The 20,034-nt window shown below is 70.7% G+C and carries 18 protein-coding genes; 8 read left to right on the top strand and 10 right to left on the bottom strand.

All coding sequences use genetic code 11. From position 1 onward, the window contains the following. Positions 1-138: 138 nt before the first annotated feature. The 7 genes from ACGFI8_RS03970 to ACGFI8_RS04000 all read right to left on the bottom strand — a co-directional run bounded on the left by ACGFI8_RS03970 (position 139) and on the right by ACGFI8_RS04000 (position 6,556). Positions 139-1,074 carry a S1C family serine protease gene (locus ACGFI8_RS03970; protein ID WP_392799687.1) on the bottom strand — a complete coding sequence of 312 codons (936 nt, stop codon included), beginning with the start codon at positions 1,072-1,074 and terminating at the stop codon, positions 139-141. Further along, positions 1,071-2,528: a sensor histidine kinase gene (locus tag ACGFI8_RS03975; protein WP_392799690.1), complete on the bottom strand. Its 1,458-nt coding sequence runs from the start codon at positions 2,526-2,528 to the stop codon at positions 1,071-1,073. The genes ACGFI8_RS03970 and ACGFI8_RS03975 overlap by 4 nt, the downstream gene beginning before the upstream one ends. A 13-nt stretch (positions 2,529-2,541) precedes the next feature. After that, complete coding sequence (locus ACGFI8_RS03980) at positions 2,542-3,231, bottom strand: response regulator transcription factor (RefSeq protein WP_344613221.1); 690 nt, start codon at positions 3,229-3,231, stop codon at positions 2,542-2,544. A 123-nt stretch (positions 3,232-3,354) separates the two neighbouring features. Continuing rightward, positions 3,355-3,990 carry a PadR family transcriptional regulator gene (locus ACGFI8_RS03985; RefSeq protein WP_392799693.1) on the bottom strand — a complete coding sequence of 212 codons (636 nt, stop codon included), beginning with the start codon at positions 3,988-3,990 and terminating at the stop codon, positions 3,355-3,357. Then, entirely contained in the window at positions 3,987-4,805 is an 819-nt protein-coding gene (locus tag ACGFI8_RS03990; RefSeq protein WP_392799696.1) for a DUF4097 domain-containing protein, read from the bottom strand. Before ACGFI8_RS03990 ends, ACGFI8_RS03985 begins: the two co-directional genes overlap by 4 nt. A gap of 177 nt (positions 4,806-4,982) precedes the next feature. After that, entirely contained in the window at positions 4,983-5,789 is an 807-nt protein-coding gene (locus ACGFI8_RS03995; RefSeq protein ID WP_392799698.1) for a lysophospholipid acyltransferase family protein, read from the bottom strand. A 5-nt stretch (positions 5,790-5,794) separates the two neighbouring features. Beyond that, entirely contained in the window at positions 5,795-6,556 is a 762-nt protein-coding gene (locus ACGFI8_RS04000) for a GNAT family N-acetyltransferase (protein WP_392799700.1), read from the bottom strand. Positions 6,557-6,648: 92 nt separating this feature from the next. Here ACGFI8_RS04000 and ACGFI8_RS04005 point away from each other — a divergent pair, with 92 nt between their 5' ends. The 7 genes from ACGFI8_RS04005 (at position 6,649) to ACGFI8_RS04035 (ending at position 16,206) form a co-directional block, all read left to right on the top strand. Then, a complete protein-coding gene (locus ACGFI8_RS04005) occupies positions 6,649-7,056 on the top strand; it encodes a DUF3052 domain-containing protein (protein WP_392799703.1) in 408 nt (135 codons plus the stop codon). Between the two features lie 77 nt (positions 7,057-7,133). Beyond that, positions 7,134-8,069, top strand: coding sequence for an ABC transporter ATP-binding protein (locus ACGFI8_RS04010; protein ID WP_392799705.1), 936 nt, complete (start codon positions 7,134-7,136; stop codon positions 8,067-8,069). After that, on the top strand, positions 8,066-8,974 hold the full coding sequence (locus ACGFI8_RS04015; RefSeq protein WP_392799708.1) for an ABC transporter permease subunit: 909 nt from the start codon (positions 8,066-8,068) through the stop codon (positions 8,972-8,974). Before ACGFI8_RS04010 ends, ACGFI8_RS04015 begins: the two co-directional genes overlap by 4 nt. A 218-nt stretch (positions 8,975-9,192) precedes the next feature. Continuing rightward, positions 9,193-12,873 (top strand): multifunctional oxoglutarate decarboxylase/oxoglutarate dehydrogenase thiamine pyrophosphate-binding subunit/dihydrolipoyllysine-residue succinyltransferase subunit, encoded by a 3,681-nt coding sequence (locus ACGFI8_RS04020; protein ID WP_392799710.1) that lies wholly within the window; start codon positions 9,193-9,195, stop codon positions 12,871-12,873. A 68-nt stretch (positions 12,874-12,941) separates the two neighbouring features. Continuing rightward, the gene (locus tag ACGFI8_RS04025) at positions 12,942-13,124 is read left to right on the top strand and encodes a DUF6104 family protein (protein ID WP_392799712.1); all 183 of its coding nucleotides are present in this window, start codon (positions 12,942-12,944) and stop codon (positions 13,122-13,124) included. Between the two features lie 365 nt (positions 13,125-13,489). Then, positions 13,490-14,536, top strand: coding sequence for an alpha/beta hydrolase family protein (locus ACGFI8_RS04030; protein ID WP_392799715.1), 1,047 nt, complete (start codon positions 13,490-13,492; stop codon positions 14,534-14,536). Between the two features lie 143 nt (positions 14,537-14,679). Next, complete coding sequence (locus ACGFI8_RS04035) at positions 14,680-16,206, top strand: FAD-binding oxidoreductase (protein WP_392799717.1); 1,527 nt, start codon at positions 14,680-14,682, stop codon at positions 16,204-16,206. Here ACGFI8_RS04035 and ACGFI8_RS04040 read toward each other — a convergent pair. Next, entirely contained in the window at positions 16,165-16,800 is a 636-nt protein-coding gene (locus ACGFI8_RS04040) for a Pr6Pr family membrane protein (RefSeq protein WP_392799720.1), read from the bottom strand. The two genes, ACGFI8_RS04035 and ACGFI8_RS04040, sit on opposite strands and share 42 nt — an antisense overlap. Before the next feature lie 71 nt (positions 16,801-16,871). Between ACGFI8_RS04040 and ACGFI8_RS04045 the strand changes: the two genes are divergently transcribed. Beyond that, entirely contained in the window at positions 16,872-17,771 is a 900-nt protein-coding gene (locus tag ACGFI8_RS04045; RefSeq protein ID WP_392799722.1) for an alpha/beta hydrolase family protein, read from the top strand. A gap of 63 nt (positions 17,772-17,834) precedes the next feature. Here ACGFI8_RS04045 and ACGFI8_RS04050 read toward each other — a convergent pair whose 3' ends face one another. Next, positions 17,835-18,779, bottom strand: coding sequence for a zinc-binding dehydrogenase (locus ACGFI8_RS04050; protein WP_392799724.1), 945 nt, complete (start codon positions 18,777-18,779; stop codon positions 17,835-17,837). A gap of 20 nt (positions 18,780-18,799) precedes the next feature. Beyond that, entirely contained in the window at positions 18,800-20,020 is a 1,221-nt protein-coding gene (locus tag ACGFI8_RS04055; RefSeq protein ID WP_392799727.1) for an NADP-dependent malic enzyme, read from the bottom strand. Positions 20,021-20,034: the final 14 nt, after the last annotated feature.

Genomic DNA, 20,034 nt, shown 5'->3' on the forward strand with positions numbered 1-20,034 from the left:
CCCGCCCGCCCCCCCCCCCCCCCCCCCCCCCCCCCCCCCCCCGCCCCCCCCCCCCCCCCCCCCCCCCCCCCCCCCCCCCCCCCCCCCCCCCCCCCCCACTCTTCTGGGAGGGGAAACCAGCTTTGGAAACGCCGTGGGTCAGCCCAGCAGTTGCTGCGCCACGGCCTTTGCGGTGTTGCTCGAGATCGCGAAGCCCACGCCGATGCTGCCGGCCGTCGAGCCCGACGTGGCGATCGCGGTGTTGATGCCGATCAGCTGACCGGCGGTGTTGACCAGCGCGCCGCCCGAGTTGCCCGGGTTGATCGCGGCGTCGGTCTGGATGGCGCCGGGGATCTTCGTGGCGGCGGTGCGGTTCTCCTCGCCCTCGTCGATCGTGCGGTTGAGGGCGCTGACGATGCCCGACGTCACCGAGCTGTCCAGGCCCAGCGGGCTGCCGACGGCGAGGACGGTGTCGCCGACGTGGACGGTGGAGCTGTCGGCGAAGGCCAGCGGCGTGTAGCTGCCACCGCCAGTGATCTTGACGATGGCGAGGTCCGAGGTCGCGTCGGTGCCGACGATCTGCGCCGTCGCGGACTTGCCGTCGGAGAAGGTGATCTGCACCGTGTTGCCGCGGGCGGTCGCGACAACGTGGTTGTTCGTCAGGATCGCGCCGTCCTGGGTGATGATCACGCCGGAGCCGACGGCCGTGCCGGTGTTGATCGACACGACGCTCGGCAGGACCTGGGCGGCGACGTTGGCGAGGTTGACCGAGCCGGACGACTGCGTGCTGGAGTTCTGCGCGCTGATGACCGTGCTGCTGCCCGCGGCCGGGCGCAGTTCCAGGGCCGCGACCCCGCCGCCGATCGCCGAGGTGACGGAGAGCGCGACGGCGGCCACCACGGCGGCGATGCCCTTTCCGAGCCGGCGGCTGCCGAGCGCGGGAACCGCCGTGACCGGCGTCACGTACGGTGAGGACGGGGGGTACCACTGCGGCGGGTGTTGCATGTGCGGCACGTGCGAGGGCACATGGTTCGACGGCATGTGCTGGTGCGGTTCCTCGGCCGGCTTCGGCGCCCATCCCTGCTGTTCGCTCATGATTTGAGCTTGCCGACGGCAGCTTGCGAGCTACCGGGAGCGGCCTGGGAAGCGGCTGTGAGGGGAAGGCGAACCTGGAAGGTGGCCCCGCCACCGGGCGTGACGAAGACCGAGACGGTGCCGCTGTGCACGGCGACCAGCGCGGCGACGATCGCCAGGCCCAGCCCGCTGCCGCTGTGAGCGCCGCCGGCCTGGCGCCGGGTGCGCGCCTTGTCGACGCGGTAGAACCGCTCGAAGACCCGGGCGGCCTGCTCGTCGGTCAGGCCGGGGCCGTGGTCGCAGACCTCGATCAGGGCATCGGTACCGTCGCGACGCAGCCGCAGCTCGACCGGCGTCCCGGGCGGGGTGTGCGTGAGCGCGTTGGTCATCAGGTTGCCGACCACCTGCCGCAGCCGGGCCTCGTCGCCGTTGACCTCGATCGGCTCGTCGCGCTCGATGTCGAGGGCGATCTCCCGGTCGGGCCCGACCGCGCGGGCCGCGGCGACGGCGTCGCTGGCGATCACGCGCAGGTCCATGTCGGCCAGGCTGAGCGGGCGCTCCTGGTCCAGCCGGGCGAGCAGCAGCAGGTCTTCAACGAGCAACCCCATCCGGGACGCCTCGTCCTCGATGCGGCGCAGCAGCGCGCCGGTCTCCTCGGGCTCGCGGGCGGCGCCCTGGCGGTACAGCTCGGCGAATCCCCTGATCGTGGTGAGGGGCGTGCGCAGCTCGTGGGAGGCGTCCGCGATGAACTGGCGCATCCGGTCCTCGGAGGCCTCGCGAATACGGAACGCCCCTTCGATCTGGCCGAGCATCGTGTTGAGCGCGGCGGCCAGGTGGCCCATCTCGGTCTCGGGCGGGCTCTCGGGCACGCGCTTGGTCAGGTCGCCGGCGGCGATGGCCGCGGCGGTGCGCTCGATCTCGCGCAGCGGCTGCAGGCTGGTCCGCACGATGGTCACGCCCACGGCGGCGATGACGACCAGCACGCCCGCGCCGATGAACAGCTCCGCGGCGACGAGCTCGTCCACCGCGTTGTCGATCATCGAGAGGTTTTCGGCGACGCCAAGCACGGTGTGGTCGCGCTGAGTGATGAAGACACGCCAGCGCTCGTGGGTGCCCGACGCGCGGACGGTGTACGGCTCGCCGAGGCGGTCCAGCAGTTCCTGCCCGGTGGTGGGCAGGGGCGGCCGGGCGCCGTCGTCCGGGACGCCGACCGAGGCCAGGACCGGGGTGCCGTTGTTGTCGGCCAGCCAGAAGAAGAAGTAGTTGCTCGGTACCACCGACTCGGTCTGCTGGCGCAGCCGGTTGATGTCGACCGTGCCCGCGAGCGTGCGCAGCTGGTTGTCGACCTTGTCGATCATCGAGCTGCGCATGACGAGCGCGCTGGCGACGCCGATGACGAGCAGCGCCATGGTGACGAGGGTGAGCACCGCCGCGATCAGTTTGACGCGCAGCGGTACGTCGGAGATGAACCGCACCGACGGCCCCGGGTCAGACAGGCAGGCGCAGGACGTAGCCCACGCCGCGCAGCGTGTGGATCAGCCGCGGCTCGGCGATGTCGACCTTGCGGCGCAGATACGAGATGTAGGACTCGACGATGCTGTCGTCGCCGCGGAAGTCGTAGTTCCACACGAAGTCGAGGATCTGGGCCTTGGACAACACGCGGCCGGCGTTGAGCATGAGATACCGCAGGAGCTTGAACTCCGTCGGGGACAGCGCGATCGTCTGTCCGGCACGGCTGACCTCGTGGGTCTCCTCGTCCAGCTCCAGGTCGTGGAAGACGAGCCGGTTGGGCCCCGGGTCGCCCGCGGTGCGGCGCAGCACGGCGCGGATGCGTGCGGTGAGCTCCTCGAGGCTGAACGGCTTCGTCACGTAGTCGTCGCCGCCGAGCGTGAGGCCGCGGACCTTGTCCTCGGTGCCGTCGCGCGCGGTCAGGAAGACCACCGGGAGCCGCACACCGCCCTCGCGGAGCCGCCGGATGACCTCGAACCCGTCGAGGTCGGGCAGCATCACGTCGAGCACGACGAGGTCGGGCTTGCTCTCGCGGGCCGCGGTGACCGCCTCACTACCGGTGGTCACCGCGTCAACCGCAAAACCGGCAAAGCGCAGGCTGGCGGAGAGGAGCTCGCGGATATTCGGGTCGTCCTCGACCACGAGCAGCCTCGCCTCAGCCTGCGCCACGCCTGGCGACGATGCACCCCCGGATTGTGCGACGCCGCCTCGTACCCCCATGCGCATATCTTTCCGCCCTCCGCTGGAGTAGGGCTGGTGGTTGCCTGGGAAGTTCCTGGGCAACGTTCTCACCTACCGCAGCAAGCGTCTCACCTGGTCGATCGCACCGTCCAACACCACGAGGGTGGCCCGCATCGTCTCCTGGCTCGCCCGGCCGGTGCGGGCAAGCCGGCGCACCTCGGCGAGCAGCTGCGCGGCCTTGTCCTCCAGCTCACCGACCACGTCGGAGGGCGGCTGCGGCGGGCGGGTGCTCGCCGAGCCCGGCCGGGGCGGATACCCCCAGCCGAACGAGGTCGGCCCCGGCGGCGCGCTGCGCACCTGGCGGCTGGCCTCCTTGAGCTCCCGCTTGAGGTCGCGCACCGAGCCGCGCACCCCCTGCTCGACCTCGTCGGCCAGCGTCGAGAGATCGGCGAGCGAGGCGTTGATGTCGGCCTCGAGCGACTCGAGCTCCCGCGCCCGGCGCTGCAGCTCCTCGACGCCGGCCTCGGTGATCTCGTAGACCTTGCGCCCGCCCTCCGCCGTGTGCGTGATGAGGCCGTCGGCCTCCATGCGCTGCAGGCGCGGGTAGATCGTGCCGGCCGAGGGCGCGTAGAGGCCGTGGAACCGGTTCTCCAGCAACCGGATGAGCTCGTAGCCGTGGCGCGGGCCCTCGTTGAGGAGCTTCAGCAGGTACAGCCGCAGCCTCCCATGGCTAAACACGGCACTCATGCTTCTACCGCTTCCTCGTCGTCAACGGGCCGCCGCAACAACGAGATCGTGCCAGATGTCGCGTTGGCGGCCAGATGCCCGCCGGTCCCCGTGCCGAGCCGCCCGGTGACCGTGTTCCTGCTGTGCTGGTCGAGCTCGGAAAACGCGTTCACGACGTGGCCGGAGATCGCGTTGAGGCTCACCCGCAGGTCGCTGTCCTCGCGCACCCGGGCGGTGATCTCCCCCGACACCGTGTCCAGGCGGACCTCCGTGCCCGCGGACGGGTTGTCCAGGTCGCACGTCACGGAGCCGGAGATGCTGCGCGCACTGACCTTCCCCGCCGTCGAGTCCGCCACCACGATCTCGCCCGAGACCGTCTCCAGGTCGACCTCGCCCCCGAGCGTCAGCCCCTCGATCGACCCAGACACCACCTTGCCGTTCACCCGCCCGTCGATGCCGAGCAGCGTGATCCGCCCGCTGGTGACGCCGACGGTCGCCCCGTTGCGCAACGAGGACGCGATGATCGTCCCCGACGCGAGGTTGAGCCGGACCGCCGCCTCCATCGGCACGACGACCGAGACGTCGACCTTGAACCGCGAGCCGAACAGCCACCCGAGAAACCCCGGCCAACCCTTGGGAAACTCGTGCGCGATCGTGAGCACGCCGCCCTCGAGCGTCACGGTGACGGGCCGGTCGCTGATGCTCGACACCTCGACGCGGGCCGGCCCGTCGGCCCCGACGACGTTGAGCCTCCCGGACACCAGCGACACGCTGAGGGCGGTGACGCCCTCCTCCAACACGAGCCGCTCGGGCTCGGCGATCTTCCACGCGGTCATCGCGCACTCCTCGCTCGCTCCTGCCCGCGAGCGTAGCGCAAGACGCGATACATCGCGACTGTCAATCACGACACACAGTCGCGTGTACGGCCCCTCAACGCGAGAGAGCGGCCACGGACGAACCGGGCCGCTCATGCGGGTGGGAGGGATGAGAAGGAGAAATGAGAAGTCGGGGTGTCAGGCGGCGACCACGGCCGTCGCAGCGCGGGCCAGAACGCGGCGGGGGTGGGTGTCCGGGTCACACGGGGCCGGGTGCAGCTTCGGGTGGGCACGCAGGCTGATCGACAGGTCGCGGGCGGCCACCACCCGCTTGAGCGAGGCCAGCAGGGTCTCGTCGCCGATGAACGCGGCCACCGTCGACACCACGCCCGACTGGGCGAAGGTCAGGCGGACCGGCACCACCGGTACACCCGCATCCACCGCGGCCTGGAACATCGCCGGGCGGAAGGTGCCGCCCATCCGGCCGCACCACGTGGTGCCCTCCGGAAAGACCGCCACGACGCCGCCGGCGGCGATGTTGCGGCTCACCTCGGCGACCGTGGCCGGAAGGCTCTTCGGGCGGGACCGGTCGACGAAGACCGTGCCCAGGGTGGCGGCCAGGCGGCCGATGAGCGGCCACGACCGCACCTCGCGCTTGGCCAGCAGGCGGGCCGGCGCATGGGCGAGGATCACGATGACGTCGAGCCACGACACGTGGTTGGCCACGAGCAGGGCGCCGGCCTGCGGGATCCGGCCGCTGGCGGAGTGCTTGATGCCGAGGCCCGCCAGCACCGCGCGGGCGAGGCCGCGCTGGGCGCGGACCAGGTGGCGCTGGGGCAGCAGGGCCAGGACCGGCACCGAGAGGGCGGCGAAGACGAGCACGGCGCCGGTGACGACGATGCGCTTTGCCATGATCAGCCGCGGCACGACGCGGGCCGAGGGCTCGGGCAGGCAGTCGGTGCCGCACGTCGAGCGGGGCAGCCAGAGGCTGTCCAGGACGGCCATGGAGCTCACTCCTGCCCGAGGAAGTGGCGCATGTACCGCGGGTTGACCCGGTCCAGCGACAGCAGCACGTAGAAGTCGGCGCAGTCGAAGTCGGGGTCGTGGGCCGGCGCGCCGCCCACCCAGGCGCCCAGGCGCAGGTAGCCCTTGAGCAGCGGCGGCACGTCGACCTTGGCGGGCAGCTCGACGTCGGCTGGCCAAGGATTGCGCGGCCGCACCCGCCAGGCCGGCGGCACCAGGTGCTTGCGCTGCGCCAGGTCCCACACGCCCGCGGCGGTCGCGCCGCCGTCGGCCAGCGGCACCGACGCGCAGCCGCCGAGCCAGCGGTGGCCGTGCAGGTGCATGTACCGCGCGATGCCCGCCCACATCAGGTTGATGACGGCGCCGCTGCGGTGGTCGGGGTGCACGCAGGAGCGGCCGGTCTCCACCAGCCCGCCGCGCAGCTGCGCGAGGCCGGCCAGGTCGAACTCGGTGTCCGCGTAGAGGCCCCCGGCCGCGATGGCGCGGTCCGGCGGGAGCATCCGGTAGGTGCCGACGACCTCGCCGGTAAGCTCCTCGCGGATGATCAGGTGGTCGCAGTACTCGTCGAACGGGTCGGCGTCGAGGCCCGGCTCGGAGCTGTGCAGGGTGGCGCCCAGCTCACCGGCGAAGACCTCGTGGCGGAGCCGTTGTGCGGCCCGGACCTGGGCGCCGTCGGTGGCCACCAGCAGGGTGTAGCGCTGCAAGTCGCCCAGCTCTTGCGGGCCGGCGGCGACGGCGAGAATCGTCATGCGTTCGGTGTAAGCGTCGACCCCTGCGGATGGCTGACGCTGACTGGTTTCCCTGATGGCGTGCTGGTGAACTGTGGTTACCGTGGTCAACCATGGCGGGATATTCAGGCACACCGTTGCCGAAGAAGCTGGGTGTCAGTGCGGGGCATCGCGTCCTGCTCGACGGCGCTCCGCCCGGGTTCGAGCTGCATGACCTGCCCGAGGATGTGGTACTGCATCGCCGCCCCACGCCGGGGCTGTACGACGTCATCGTGCTCTTCTGCCCGGATCAGGCCCGCCTGCGCCGGCGCTGGCGGGTGCTGCACCGGCTCACCCCGCCCGCCGGCGCGCTGTGGGTGGCGTGGCCGAAGCGCGCCTCGGGGCTGACCACCGACCTGGACGAGAACGCTGTGCGCGAGTATGCGCTGGCCAACGGCCGGGTCGACGTCAAGGTGTGCGCCATCGACGAAACGTGGTCGGGCCTCAAGCACGTCATACGAGTGGCGGATCGGCCTGCATAGCCAAACCCGGATCTTCCCCTGAGACACGTGGGCCGGGGCCGCCGGACTGGTCCGGACATGCCATATTGACGCCTTACTTGTCTCATGGAGGGAGCGGCGCGTTGTCCAACGGGCAGATCGTCGTCTCCGGCCTGACGAAGCAGTACCGCAACGTCAGAGCCGTCGACAATTTGTCGTTCGCGGTCGAGCCGGGCCGCGTGACGGGGTTCCTCGGGCCGAACGGCGCCGGCAAGACCACCACCCTGCGCATGGTGCTCAACCTGGTCACCCCGACCGCCGGCACCGCGACCATCGGCGGCCAGCGGTATGCCGACGTGGCCGAGCCGCTGCAGCTGGTCGGAGCGATCCTGGAGGCCTCCGCCGCGCACAAGGGCCGCTCCGCGCGCAACCACCTGCGCTGCGTCGCGGCCGCCGGCGGCTTCCCGGTCTCCCGCGTCGACGAGGTCCTGGAGCTGGTCGGGCTCACCCCGGCCGCCAAGCGCAAATTCAAGGGATACTCGCTGGGCATGAAGCAGCGCCTCGGCATCGCCCAGGCGCTGCTGGGCGACCCGCAGGTGCTGATCCTCGACGAGCCGGCCAACGGCCTCGACCCCGAGGGCATCCGCTGGATGCGCGGGCTGCTGCAGGGCCTGGCCCAGCAGGGGCGCACGGTGCTGGTCTCCAGCCACCTGCTGTCGGAGATGGAGATCCTCGCCGACGACGTCGTCATCATCGCGGCCGGCAAGCTGGTCACCCAGGGCCCGGTCGACCAGATCATCGGGCAGGGCTCGACCCAGGCCACCGTGCGGGTCCGCACGCCCAACATCGAGGAGCTGGTCACGGCGGTGCGCGACGCGGGTGGCGCGATCAACCCCAACGGCAACGGCGCGCACGTGGTCACCGGCCTGGACGCGGCCGCCGTCGGCAAGCTGGCCCTGCAGGCGGGCGTTGAGCTGCACGAGCTGGTCGCCGAGCGCCCCGACCTGGAGCACGTGTTCCTCGAACTGACCCAGGGAAGGGCGGCCATCCGATGATCCGGCTCATCCGCAGCGAGCTGCTCAAGCTGCGCACCACCCACATGTGGTGGATCTTGCTGCTCTGCTCCCTGGTGTTCACCGGCCTCGCGCTGCTGTTCAACACCGCGCAAGCGCACCAGGAGCTGCACATGCCCGGCTGGCTCAACCAGCAGCCGCCGCCGGAGCTCTCCCAGGAGGACCAGGCGCAGTTCCTGGCCGACCAGCAGGCCGAGCGGGCCCGGGTGCTGGCGGCCCGCAGCGCGGCCGGTCTGGCCAGGCACGCCGCCAACATCTATACGTCGGGGCAGTTCTTCGGGCTGCTGATGGTGATGCTGCTGGCCATCCTGCTGATCACGAACGAGTACTACCACCAGACCGCGACGGCGACGTTCCTGGCGACGCCGAAGCGGACCAAGGTCATCGTGGCCAAGCTGATCACCGGGGCCGCGATGGCGGTCGCCTTCTGGCTGATCGCCACCGCGATCGACCTCGTCGTCGGGGTGATCTTCTTCGCCGACGAGGGCTACACCAACAGCCTGGGCAACTGGGCCGCGCAACAGGCGATGCTGCTCAATCTGCTGGTGTACGTGCTATGGGCGATCTTCGGCGTCGGCGTCGGCGTGCTGCTGCGCAGCCAGATCGGGGCCACGGTCACCGCGGCGGTGCTGTACACCGTCGGCACCTACGCGGCCATGGCCGTGCTGACGCTGATCCACGAGTTCCTGATCAAGAAGGACTGGGTCATGCAGGCCGCGGTGTACATCCCGCCGTTGGCCTCCGAGCACGTGATCGGGACGCTGTCGGGGCAGCTCGGCGGCACCCACCTGCCGGCGCGCTGGGTCGGCGTGGTGATCCTCGTCGGCTACGCGGTCGTCCTGGGCACGATTGGCACGTTGATCACGCGCAAGCGCGACATCGCCTGATCGGCGACGATCAAGACTTCGGCAAGATGTGGGTGCAAGATCTAGGACAGTTGTGGCCGCCGAATGGCGGCCACAGTTGTAAGGGTGGACAAACCGGCGTCGTCGACACGGTCACTCCCGGCGGCGTCGGCGACGAACGAGCGTTAGGCAGCGCGTAGCCTGGACCCGGACATCCGTAACCCCTAGCAACTCGCGTTTGGAAGAGGCGATCAAGAACCGTGTCGACCCAAGCGACCAACTCGCAGGAGAATCCGCTGGCGGGGTTTGGCCCGAACGAGTGGATCGTCGAGGACATGTACCAGCGGTACCTCGCCGACCCGACCAGCGTAGACTCCGCGTGGCACGACTTCTTCGCCGACTACAAGCCCACCCCGGACGTCGTCCAGGCGTCCGCCGTCGCGGCTGAGCCGGCCCCCGCTCCCGCGCCCGCGAAGCCCGCGGTCGCGAAGCCTGTCGAGAAGCCGGTTGAGAAGGTCGAGAAGAAGGCCGTCCCCGCCACCAAGCCCGCGCCGACCAAGGAAGCGCCCGCCCCCGCCGGCGGTGCGAAGCACGTACCCCTGCGCGGTGTGGCCGCCCGCATCGTGCAGAACATGGACGCCTCGCTGGAGGTGCCGACCGCCACGAGCGTGCGCGCCGTGCCGGCCAAGCTGCTGTCCGACAACCGCATCGTGATCAACAACCACCTCGCCCGCGGACGCGGGGGCAAGGTGAGCTTCACGCACCTGATCGGATACGCGCTGGTCCGGGCTCTGGCCGCGCACCCGGAGATGAACAACAGCTTCGCCGAGGTCGACGGCAAGCCCAACCTGGTGCAGCCCGAGCGCATCAACCTCGGCATCGCGATCGACCTGGCCAAGCCGGACGGGTCGCGCACGCTGGTCGTGCCGAGCATCAAGGCCGCCGACACCATGGACTTCCGCCAGTTCTGGTCCTCCTACGAGGACACCGTGCGCCGCGCCCGGCGCAACGAGCTCACCATGGACGACTACGCCGGCACCACCATTTCGCTGACCAACCCGGGCGGCATCGGCACCGTGCACTCGATGCCGCGGCTCATGACCGGCCAGGGCGCGATCATCGGCGTCGGCGCGATGGAATACCCGGCGCCCTATGCCGGCATGTCCGACGAGACCCTCGCCGACCTCGGCATCAGCAAAATCATCACGCTGACCAGCACCTACGACCACAGGATCATCCAGGGCGCCCAGTCCGGCGAGTTCCTCAAGGTCATGCACGAGCTGCTGCTCGGCGAGCACGGGTTCTACGACCAGATCTTCACCGCGCTGCGCATCCCGTACGAGCCGGTGCGCTGGGTGCGCGACGTCGCCCGCACCTCCGAGGGCCAGATCGACAAGGCGGCCCGGGTCGTGGAACTCATCCACGCGTACCGTGTGCGCGGCCACATGATGGCGGACACCGACCCGCTGGAGTTCCGCATCCGCCGCCACCCCGACCTGGACGTGCTCGAACACGGGCTCACGCTGTGGGACCTCGACCGCATGTTCCCGGTCGGCGGGTTCGCGGGCAAGCAGAAGATGAAGCTGCGGGCCGTCCTCGGCGTCCTGCGCGACTCCTACTGCCGCCGCGTCGGCGTGGAGTACATGCACATCATGGACCCGGAGGAGCGGCGCTGGATCGCCGAGCGGGTCGAGAAGCCGTACGAGAAGCCGACCCCCGAGGAGCAGAAGCACATCCTCAACCGGCTCAACGCGGCCGAGGCGTTCGAGACGTTCCTGCAGACCAAGTACGTCGGCCAGCGCCGCTTCTCGCTGGAGGGCGGCGAGTCGCTGATCCCGCTGCTGGACGAGATCCTGCAGAACTCCGCCGAGAGCGGGCTGGACGAGGTCGTCATCGGCATGGCCCACCGCGGCCGGCTCAACGTGCTGGCCAACATCGTCGGCAAGCCCTACGAGAAGATCTTCTCCGAGTTCGAGGGGCACCTCGACCTCAAGTCGGCGCACGGCTCCGGCGACGTGAAGTACCACCTGGGCATGACGGGCAAGTACACGCACCCGGACGGCGAGCACGCCACCACGGTGTCGGTCGTCGCCAACCCGTCGCACCTGGAGGCGGTCAACCCGGTGCTGGAAGGCATCGTGCGGGCCAAGCAGGACAAGATCGACCTCAAGCTCGAGGGCTACACGGTCCTGCCGCTGCTGGTGCACGGCGACGCCGCGTTCGCCGGCCAGGGCGTGGTCGCCGAGACGCTGAACCTGTCGCAGCTGCGCGGCTACCGCACCGGCGGCACGGTCCACGTCGTCGTCAACAACCAGGTCGGGTTCACCACCGCGCCGGAGTACTCGCGCTCCTCGCTGTACTCCACCGACGTCGCCCGGATGATCCAGGCGCCGATCTTCCACGTCAACGGCGACGACCCCGAGGCCGTCGTGCGCGTGGCGCGGCTCGCGTTCGAATACCGCCAGGCGTTCAACAAGGACGTCGTCATCGACCTCGTCTGCTACCGCCGGCGCGGCCACAACGAGGGCGACGACCCGTCGATGACCAACCCGCTGATGTACGCGATCATCGACCAGAAGCGCTCGGTCCGTAAGATCTACACCGAGGAGCTCATCGGCCGCGGCGACATCCCGATCACCGAGGCGGAGGCCCTGCTCAAGGACTACCACGAGCAGCTGGAGACCGTCTTCAAGGCCACCCGCGACGCGTCGTCCTCGCCGGCCGCGCGGCTCACCCGGCTGCGGAAGCCGGAGCCCGAGCCGGTGGTCGAAACCAAGATCGATGAGTCGGTACTCCGGGCGATCGGCGAGGCCAACGTGAAGCTCCCCGAGGGCTTCACGCCGCACAAGCGCGTGCAGCAGCTGCTCGACCGGCGGGCCAAGATGGCCGTCGAGGGCGACATCGACTGGGGCTTCGGCGAGATCATCGCCTTCGGCGCGCTGGTCAACGACGGCGTCACGGTCCGCCTGTCCGGCCAGGACTCGCGCCGCGGCACGTTCGTCCAGCGCCACGCCGGGATCGTCGACGCCGAGACCGGCGCCGACTACATGCCGATGTCCGCCCTGGTGCGGGACAACGCCAAGCTCTTCATCTACGACTCCCTGCTGTCGGAGTTCGCGGCGATGGGCTTCGAGTACGGGTACTCGGTCGAAAACCCGGACGCGCTGGTCATGTGGGAGGCGCAGTTCGGCGACTTCGTCAACGGCGCGCAGTCGATCGTGGACGAGTTCATCTCCTCCGGCGAGGTGAAGTGGGGCCAGCTGGCCTCCGTCACCCTGCTGCTGCCGCACTCGCACGAGGGCCAGGGCCCGGACCACACCTCGGGGCGCCTGGAGCGTTACCTGCAGCTGTGCGCCGAGGACAACATGCGCGTCGCCGTGCCGACCACCCCGGCCAACCACTTCCACCTGCTGCGCCGCCAGGCGCTGTCGCCGAAGAAGAAGCCGCTGGTGGTCTTCACGCCGAAGTCGCTGCTGCGGCACCGGCTGTGCGTGTCGGGCGTGGAGGACTTCACCACCGGCACCTTCCAGACCGTGCTCGGCGACCCGGGGATCAAGGGCACCGCGCTCGACCCGGCCGCCGTGAAGCGGGTCCTGCTGTGCTCGGGCAAGGTTTTCTACGACCTGCTCCAGGCGCGCACCGACCGCGGCATCACCGACACCGCGATCATCCGCGTCGAGCAGCTCTACCCGATGCCGATCGACGAGCTGCGGGCGGCGCTGGAGCTGTACCCGAACGCGGTGGACTTCGCCTGGGTCCAGGAGGAGCCGGCCAACCAGGGCGCCTGGTCGTTCATCGCGCTCAACCTGCTCGAGCACCTGCAGGGCGTCGGCCTGCGCCGCATCTCCCGCCCCGCCGCGGCCGCCCCGGCGGTCGGCTCGACCAAGCTGCACGACGCCGAGCAGCAGGCCCTGATCGAGGCCGCGCTGCCGAAGCGCTGACGGCGACTGCTTTTCCCGGGGGCACGGCGGCGACGCCGTGCCCCCTGCTTCCGTGGAGGTTTCCGCACATGTACTTCACCGATCGCGGCATCGAGGAGCTGGCCGAACGCCGCGGCGAGGAGGAGGTCACGATCGAGTGGCTGGCCGAGCGGCTGCGCGACTTCGTCGACCTCAACCCGGAGTTCGAGACCCCGATCGAGCGCCTGGCCGTCTACCTGGCCCGCCTCGACGACGAGGACGACGAGGACTGACTCGCGCCGCTCACCGCCACCACCGAGCCAATCGCGCATAACCGAAAAATCGGAAATGTCCGTCACGGAGTGGCGGACATTTCCGATCCCGGGCGAGGCCGACCGCCAGGTCGAGGCCGACCGCCAGGCGAGACCGGCCCAGGTCAGGCCGCTCCCGAGGTGAGACCCTTCGCTGGCCTATGTCCGGAAAAATCGGATATGTCGGTCAAACAATGTCGACGCAGTGTGAAGGGGCGATCTTCGCGAGGGTAGCCTTGTTCGCCAAATGGGTCATCCACCGACAACCAGGTGTAGTCCGGCAAGCCAATCGATTGTCCCCGCTCGGGCGATAACGGCCTACCACGCCGCGCCCTTACATTCTTGACGTGCCTGCGCGCCGCACCCGGACCGCAACCGCGTCCCTGTTGACCGCCGCCCTCTTCATCGTGGGCGGCGCCGTTGCGGCGTCCGGCTCCGACGACAGCGGCACCCCGTTCAGCATGCCCGCCGGCGCCGCCGCCATCGAGTCCGCGCCGCCGGTTCCGCACGCGGTCGGCGTCCGGCACTTCACGTTCGCGCGCGGCAAGGATCGGCCGCTGCCCACGACGGTGTGGTACCCGGTGCGCGGCTCCGCCCGCCAGACCCGCGGCCGCACCCAGCTTGACGCGACGCCGCTGCCCGGCGAGTTCCCCCTGCTGCTGTGGAGCCACGGCTTCTACAGCAACCCGCAGCTGCAGGAGGGCATGACGAAGCTGCTGGCCGAGGCCGGATACATCGTGGCGGCACCGGCGTACCCGTTCACGAAGAAGGACGGGCCCAGGTTCGACAAGACCGACGTGCCCAACCAGGCCCTCGACGCGTCGTACGTCATCACGCAGCTGCTCAAGCCGGCCAACCGGCTCGCGGCGAGCATCGACCCCGATCGGCTCGGCGCGATCGGGCACTCCGGCGGCGGCACGACCACCGACTGGCTGTTCACCGGCCGCCGCGACCTTCGGCTCAAGGTGGGCGTCATCTTCGCCGGGCGGCCTACCACGGCATACAAGGGCACCCCGGTCCCGCTGCTGTTCATCCACGGCGACAAGGACCCGGTGGTGGCCTACAGCCAGGGGCGGGAGTCGTACGGCAGGGATCCCTGGCCCAAGGCGTTCCTGACGATCGTGGGCGGCGAGCACGGCGCCGGCACCAACGACCCCGAGCGCGGCCATGTGCAGGCGGTGGCCACGCTGCTGGACTTCCTCAACTGGGCGCTCAACGACGACGATGAGGCCCGGATGCGGCTGACGAACGACGCGACGCTCGCCGGAATCACGCGCTTCGAGTCGTCGGGGATCTATCCCAGCGCCACGAACAGCACCAGCGCGACCACGACGACCGCGACGCCGACGCCCACCCAGAGTAAGACCTTGGATCTGGCGGGTTCTGTCGGCTGATTCTGGCTTTTGTCCACCCACGCCTGAAACGCCTGAGTGTTCTGACTCGGGTCGATGTGCTCATCGGGCATGGCCGACAGAATACCGAGACGGCGACTTCCGAGAGTGGCCGAACTGTGTCGGATTGTGGCACTCTCCCCCGCGTGGGCTACCGCGAGCGTTCCTGGTGGGGCTGGGGCTATACCGACGAGGCCCTCGACGATGCGGCCTGCCGCCGCCTCGCGGAGCGAGCCCTTCGCCCCTGGATGCCGATCGACGGCTCGGTGCTGCCGCTGCCGTTCGACCCGCTGCTCGGGCCGCCGCGGCTGATCCCGCCCTCGATCATGGAGGAGGCGTTTCTCTCCGACTCGATGAGCCGGGCCTCGCACGCCTACGGCAAGGCGTTCCGGGACGTGGTGCGGGCCCTGCACGGCGAGTTGGACAACCCGCCCGACCTCGTGTGCCTGCCACGCACGGTGCACGACGTCGTGGCCGTGCTGGACTGGGCCGAGGCCGCCGGGGCCGCGGTCGTGCCCTACGGCGGCGGCACGTCCGTCGTCGGCGGGGTGGAGTACCGCGGCGACGCGCCCTGGATCTCGCTGGACCTGAGCCGGCTCAACCGGATCGCCGAGGTCGACGAGGTCAACCGCGCCGTACGGGTGCAGGCGGGCGTGTTCGGCCCGGCGCTGGAGGAGGCGCTGCGCCCGCACGACCTGACCCTGCGCCACTTCCCGCAGAGCTTCGAGTTCTCCACGGTCGGCGGCTGGCTCGCGACGCGCTCCGGCGGGCACTACGCGACCGGCCCGACGCGCATCGACGACTTCGTCGAGGCGCTGCGCGTGGTCACGCCGCAGGGCCCGGTCGAGTCGCCGCGCGTGCCCGCCAGCGGCGCCGGGCCCGCCGCCAACGCGCTGTTCCTCGGCTCGGAGGGCGCCCTGGGGGTGATCGTGGAGGCGTGGCTGCGGGTGCAGCGACGTCCTACGGAGAAGGCCTCCGCCGCCGTCCGGTTTCCGGTGTACCCCCAGGGGGTGGCCGCCACCCGCGACATCGTGCAGGCCGGGCTGCGCCCCGCGAACTGCCGGCTGCTCGACCCCGTCGAGGCGATGCTCAACGCCGGCGCCACGGACGGGCAGGCGCGCCTGATGCTGGGCTTCGAGGGGCCCGACGCGCCACTGCTGGGGCGGGCGCTGGAGATCTGCGCGGCGTATGGCGGCACCGAATCGGAACGCTCCGGAGGCTTCCGGGAGGCCTTCCTCAAGGCGCCCTACACGCGCGACGCCCTGATCCGGCTCGGGCTGATCGTCGAGACCGTCGAGACGGCGTGCACGTGGAGCCGCTTCGAGGCGCTGCACGCCGCGGTGCTGGCCGCCGCACAGGCCGCGGCGCCGACCCGGGTCGCCGTGGTGACCTGCCGGTTCACCCACGTTTACCCGGACGGCCCGGCGCCGTACTTCACCATCATCACCCCCGGCCGGCGCGGCGCCGAGGTGGCGATCTGGGACGAGATCAAGGCCGCGGTGAGCGACGCGATCGCGGAGAACGGCGGTACCATCACGCACCACCACGCCGTCGGGCGCGACCATCGGCCCTGGTACGACGACGAGCGCTCGCCGCTCTACCGCGACGCGCTGCGGGCCGCCAAGCGCACGCTAGATCCGCGCGGGATCCTCAACCCGGGCGTCCTGGTCTGAGGCCGCCGCCCGGCCCGGCAGCGCCCGGCGCAGCAGCGTGCCGAGGCCGATGAGCAGCATCCCGAGCAGGAAGAACGCGACCGTGAAGCCGAGCGAGTTGACCGTCACGCCGCCCGCGTGCTGGGTGTTGACGTCGATGAACGGGTACGGGTACTCGTGCACGAACACGCCCCGGATCAGCGCGAAGACGAGGTACGCCAGCGGGTAGGCGAGCCACACGGTGGCGTACCACCAGCGCACCCGCTCCCGCTCGACCAGCAGCCAGGTCACCGCGGCGAGGATCGGGGTGACCGTGTGCAGCAGGAGGTTGTGCACCGAGTGCGCACCGGAGTCCTCCTGGTAGAACGGGCTCGACGGGTTGGCCAGCAACGCGTGGTACACCGTGCCGGTGATGCAGCTGTAGAGCGTCGCCGCGCCGCGGACCGGCGCCGGCACCGCGCGGAACACCGCCACCGCCGACACCAGGGCGATGATGACGCTGCTCTGCACCGTGAAGTACACGAACACGCCCCAGTCGCCGTGGCTCCACGTCAGCAGGAACACGATCCCGGCGACGGCGCACACTGCCGTCAGGCCGCGGAACACGACAGTCATGCGCGGAACCTAGCGGGATTTCGCCCTCCGGGGAAGCGGCGATCCGCCGTGCCGCCCGTACCGTTGGTGGCATGCGCCCGCGCATCGCGATCGCCAACGTCGCCCTGTCCGCCGCGCTGACGGCCGGTTGCTCGGTCGGCACGGCCCCCGAGCACCAGGCCACACCGACCCCCACCCCGACGGGCACGGCGATGTCCCGGCTCGCCGCGGTCGAGCTGCCCCCGCCGCTGGCGCTGCCCCCCGATCCCCTCTCGGTGTCGTCCCAGCAGGTGACGTACACCCGGGAAGGAAGGACGCTGCGGACGCTCGTCTGGGCGCCGGACCGGCCCGGCCACTACCCCGCCGTGCTGTTCAGCCACGGGTTGAACGGCACGCCCGAGGAGTTCGCGCCGCTGCTCAAGGGCTGGGCGCAGGCCGGGTTCGTGGTGATCGCTCCGGCCTACCCGAACACCACCCGCGGCGCCCCGAGCTTCGACGTGTACGACGTGCTCAACCAGCCGGCGGACGCGAGCTTCGTGCTCGGCCGGGTGCTCGCCGGGCCGATCGGCCAGCGCATCGACGCCAAGCGGCTGGCCGCGGCCGGACACTCCGCGGGGGCCATCACGACCGTCGGGCTGTTCACCGTCGGGCGCGATCCGCGGCTGCGGGCCGGGGTCATCCTCGCCGGCAGCGGGCTCGGGGTGGGCACGGATTTCAGCGGTACACCCGCGGCGTTGTTCTTCGTCCACGGTGACGCCGATCCGCTCGTCTCCTACGCCAGCGGCAAGGCGACCTACAACGACGTACCGTGGGCGAAGGCGATGCTCACCATCCCCGGCGGGAACCACGACGATCCGTATCTGAATCCAGACTCACCGTCGTTCCAGACGGTCGCCGACAGCACCCTGCAGTTCCTGCGCCTGGAGTTGTACGGCGACCAGGCCGCCCGGTCCGCGTTCAAGCCCTCGGCGGACCTGGATTCGCACCTGTGACCAACGAAAAGTCCGGCACCTCCGGCGCCGGACTCTTCGGACATTCCACGATTTAACATTTTCTCAGCGGGAATGGTCGATGACGACCTTTCCGAATACGTCGCCGGAGTGCAGCAGCTCGAACGCCTTGCGGGCCTCCGAGAACGGCACGATCGTGTCGATCACCGGGCGGACGCCGGTGCGGGCCAGCAGCGCCATGAGGTCGGCGAGTTCCTCCGGCGTGCCCATGCTGGTGCCCAGGATCTCCAGCTGCAGCGCGAACAGCCGACGCAGGTTCACCCGCGGCAGGTACCCGCTGGTCGCGCCCGACACGACGATCCGGCCACCCACCTTCGCGCACTTCATCGAGTGCTCGAAGGTGGCCTCGCCGACCGTCTCGATGACCACGTCGACCCGCTCCGGCAGCCGGGCGCCGGGCTCGACCGCGATCGCCCCGAGCGCCGCGATCCGCTCGCGCTTGGCGGGGTTGCGGCCCGTGGCGTACACCCGGGCGCCCAGCGCCGTGCCGAGCAGCACGGCCGCCGTGGCGACCCCGCCACCGGCCCCCTGCACCAGCACGGAGCCGCCCTCCTCCAGGCGCCCCTTGGTGGTGAGCATCCGGAACGCGGTCAGCCACGCCGTGGGCAGGCAGGCCGCCTCGGCGAAGGAGAGCTCGGCGGGCTTGGGCACGAGGTTGGACGCCGGGACGGCGACCCGCTCGGCCACCGTCCCCGGGTAGTACTCGGACAGGATCGAGAAGTCGCCCTTCTCGGTATAGACGACGGGGTATACCACGACCTCGGCGCCGTCCGGGCCGATCCCGGCGGCGTCGCAGCCGAGGATCATCGGCAGCTGCCCCTCATGGAGGCCGACGCCCCGCAACGACCACAGGTCGTGGTGGTTGAGCGCGCTGGCGCGCACCTCCACCACGGCCCAGCCGTCCAGGAGCGCCGGCTCCGGGGCATCGCCGATCTCGAGCACGGAGAGCGGGTCGGCATCATCGAACGCGGTTGCGAATGCGGCACGCATGTCCGTGACCTTAACCCTCGTTAACGCGTGACGCCGTCGCGCCGGGCCGCCTCCGCGACCGCGGCCGACACGGCCGGGGCCACCCGCGGGTCGAGCGCGCTCGGCACGATCGCGTCCGGCGCGAGCTCGCTCGCGTCGAGCACCTTGGCGATCGCCGTCGCCGCGGCGACCTTCATGCCGTTGCTGATCCGGGTCGCGCCGGACTCCAGCGCGCCGCGGAAGATGCCCGGGAACGCCAGCACGTTGTTGATCTGGTTGGGGAAGTCGCTGCGGCCGGTCGCGACGATGCTGGCGTACCGCGCGGCGATCTCCGGGTGCACCTCGGGCGTCGGGTTGGCCAGCGCGAAGATCGCCCCGTCGGGCGCCATGCCGGCCAGCGCGGCCTCGCCGATCGTGCCGCCCGAGACGCCGATGAGCACGTCGGCGCCGCGCAGCGCGGAGGCGATGTCGCCGGTCACGCCGCAGGCGTTGGTCTCGGCGGCGAGCGCGGCCTTGACCGGGTTGAGGTCGGTGCGACCGGCGTGCAGGCAGCCGCGCGAGTCGAGCACGATGATCTCGCCGGCTTTCGCCCCGCCGGTGATGAGCATCCGGGTCACGGCGACGCCGGCCGCGCCCGCGCCGCTCACCACGATGCGCATGTCGCCGATGTTGCGGCCGAGCACCGCGGCGGCGTTGCGCAGCGCCGCGAGCACCACGATCGCGGTGCCGTGCTGGTCGTCGTGGAACACGGGAATCGGCAGCGTGTCCTCGAGCCGCCGCTCGATGTCGAAGCAGCGCGGTGCGGAGATGTCCTCCAGGTTGATGCCGCCGAACGACGGCGCCAGCGCGGTCACGATTCGCACGATCTCGTCGGGGTCCTGGGTGTCCAGGCAGATCGGCACCGCGTCGACGCCGCCGAACTGCTTGAAGAGGACCGCCTTGCCCTCCATCACCGGCATCGCGGCGCGCGGGCCGATGTTGCCCAGGCCGAGCACGGCCGACCCGTCGGTCACCACGGCGACGGCCTTGCCGACCCAGGTGAGCTCGTGGACGAGGGACTCATCGGCGGCGATCGCCTCGCACACCCGGGCCACGCCCGGCGTGTAGGCCATCGAGAGGTCTTCGCGGGTGGCCAGCGGAACGGTCGACTGCACCGACAGCTTGCCGCCGGTGTGCAGATCGAAGACGGGATCGGACACGGGATGGGACACGGAATCGGACACGGATGTAAGCACGGGGGCTCCTTTGCCACGGCTTGTCATACAGGAAGTACGCG

The sequence above is a fragment of the Dactylosporangium sp. NPDC048998 genome (assembly GCF_043197855.1).
GTDB lineage: Bacteria > Actinomycetota > Actinomycetes > Mycobacteriales > Micromonosporaceae > Dactylosporangium.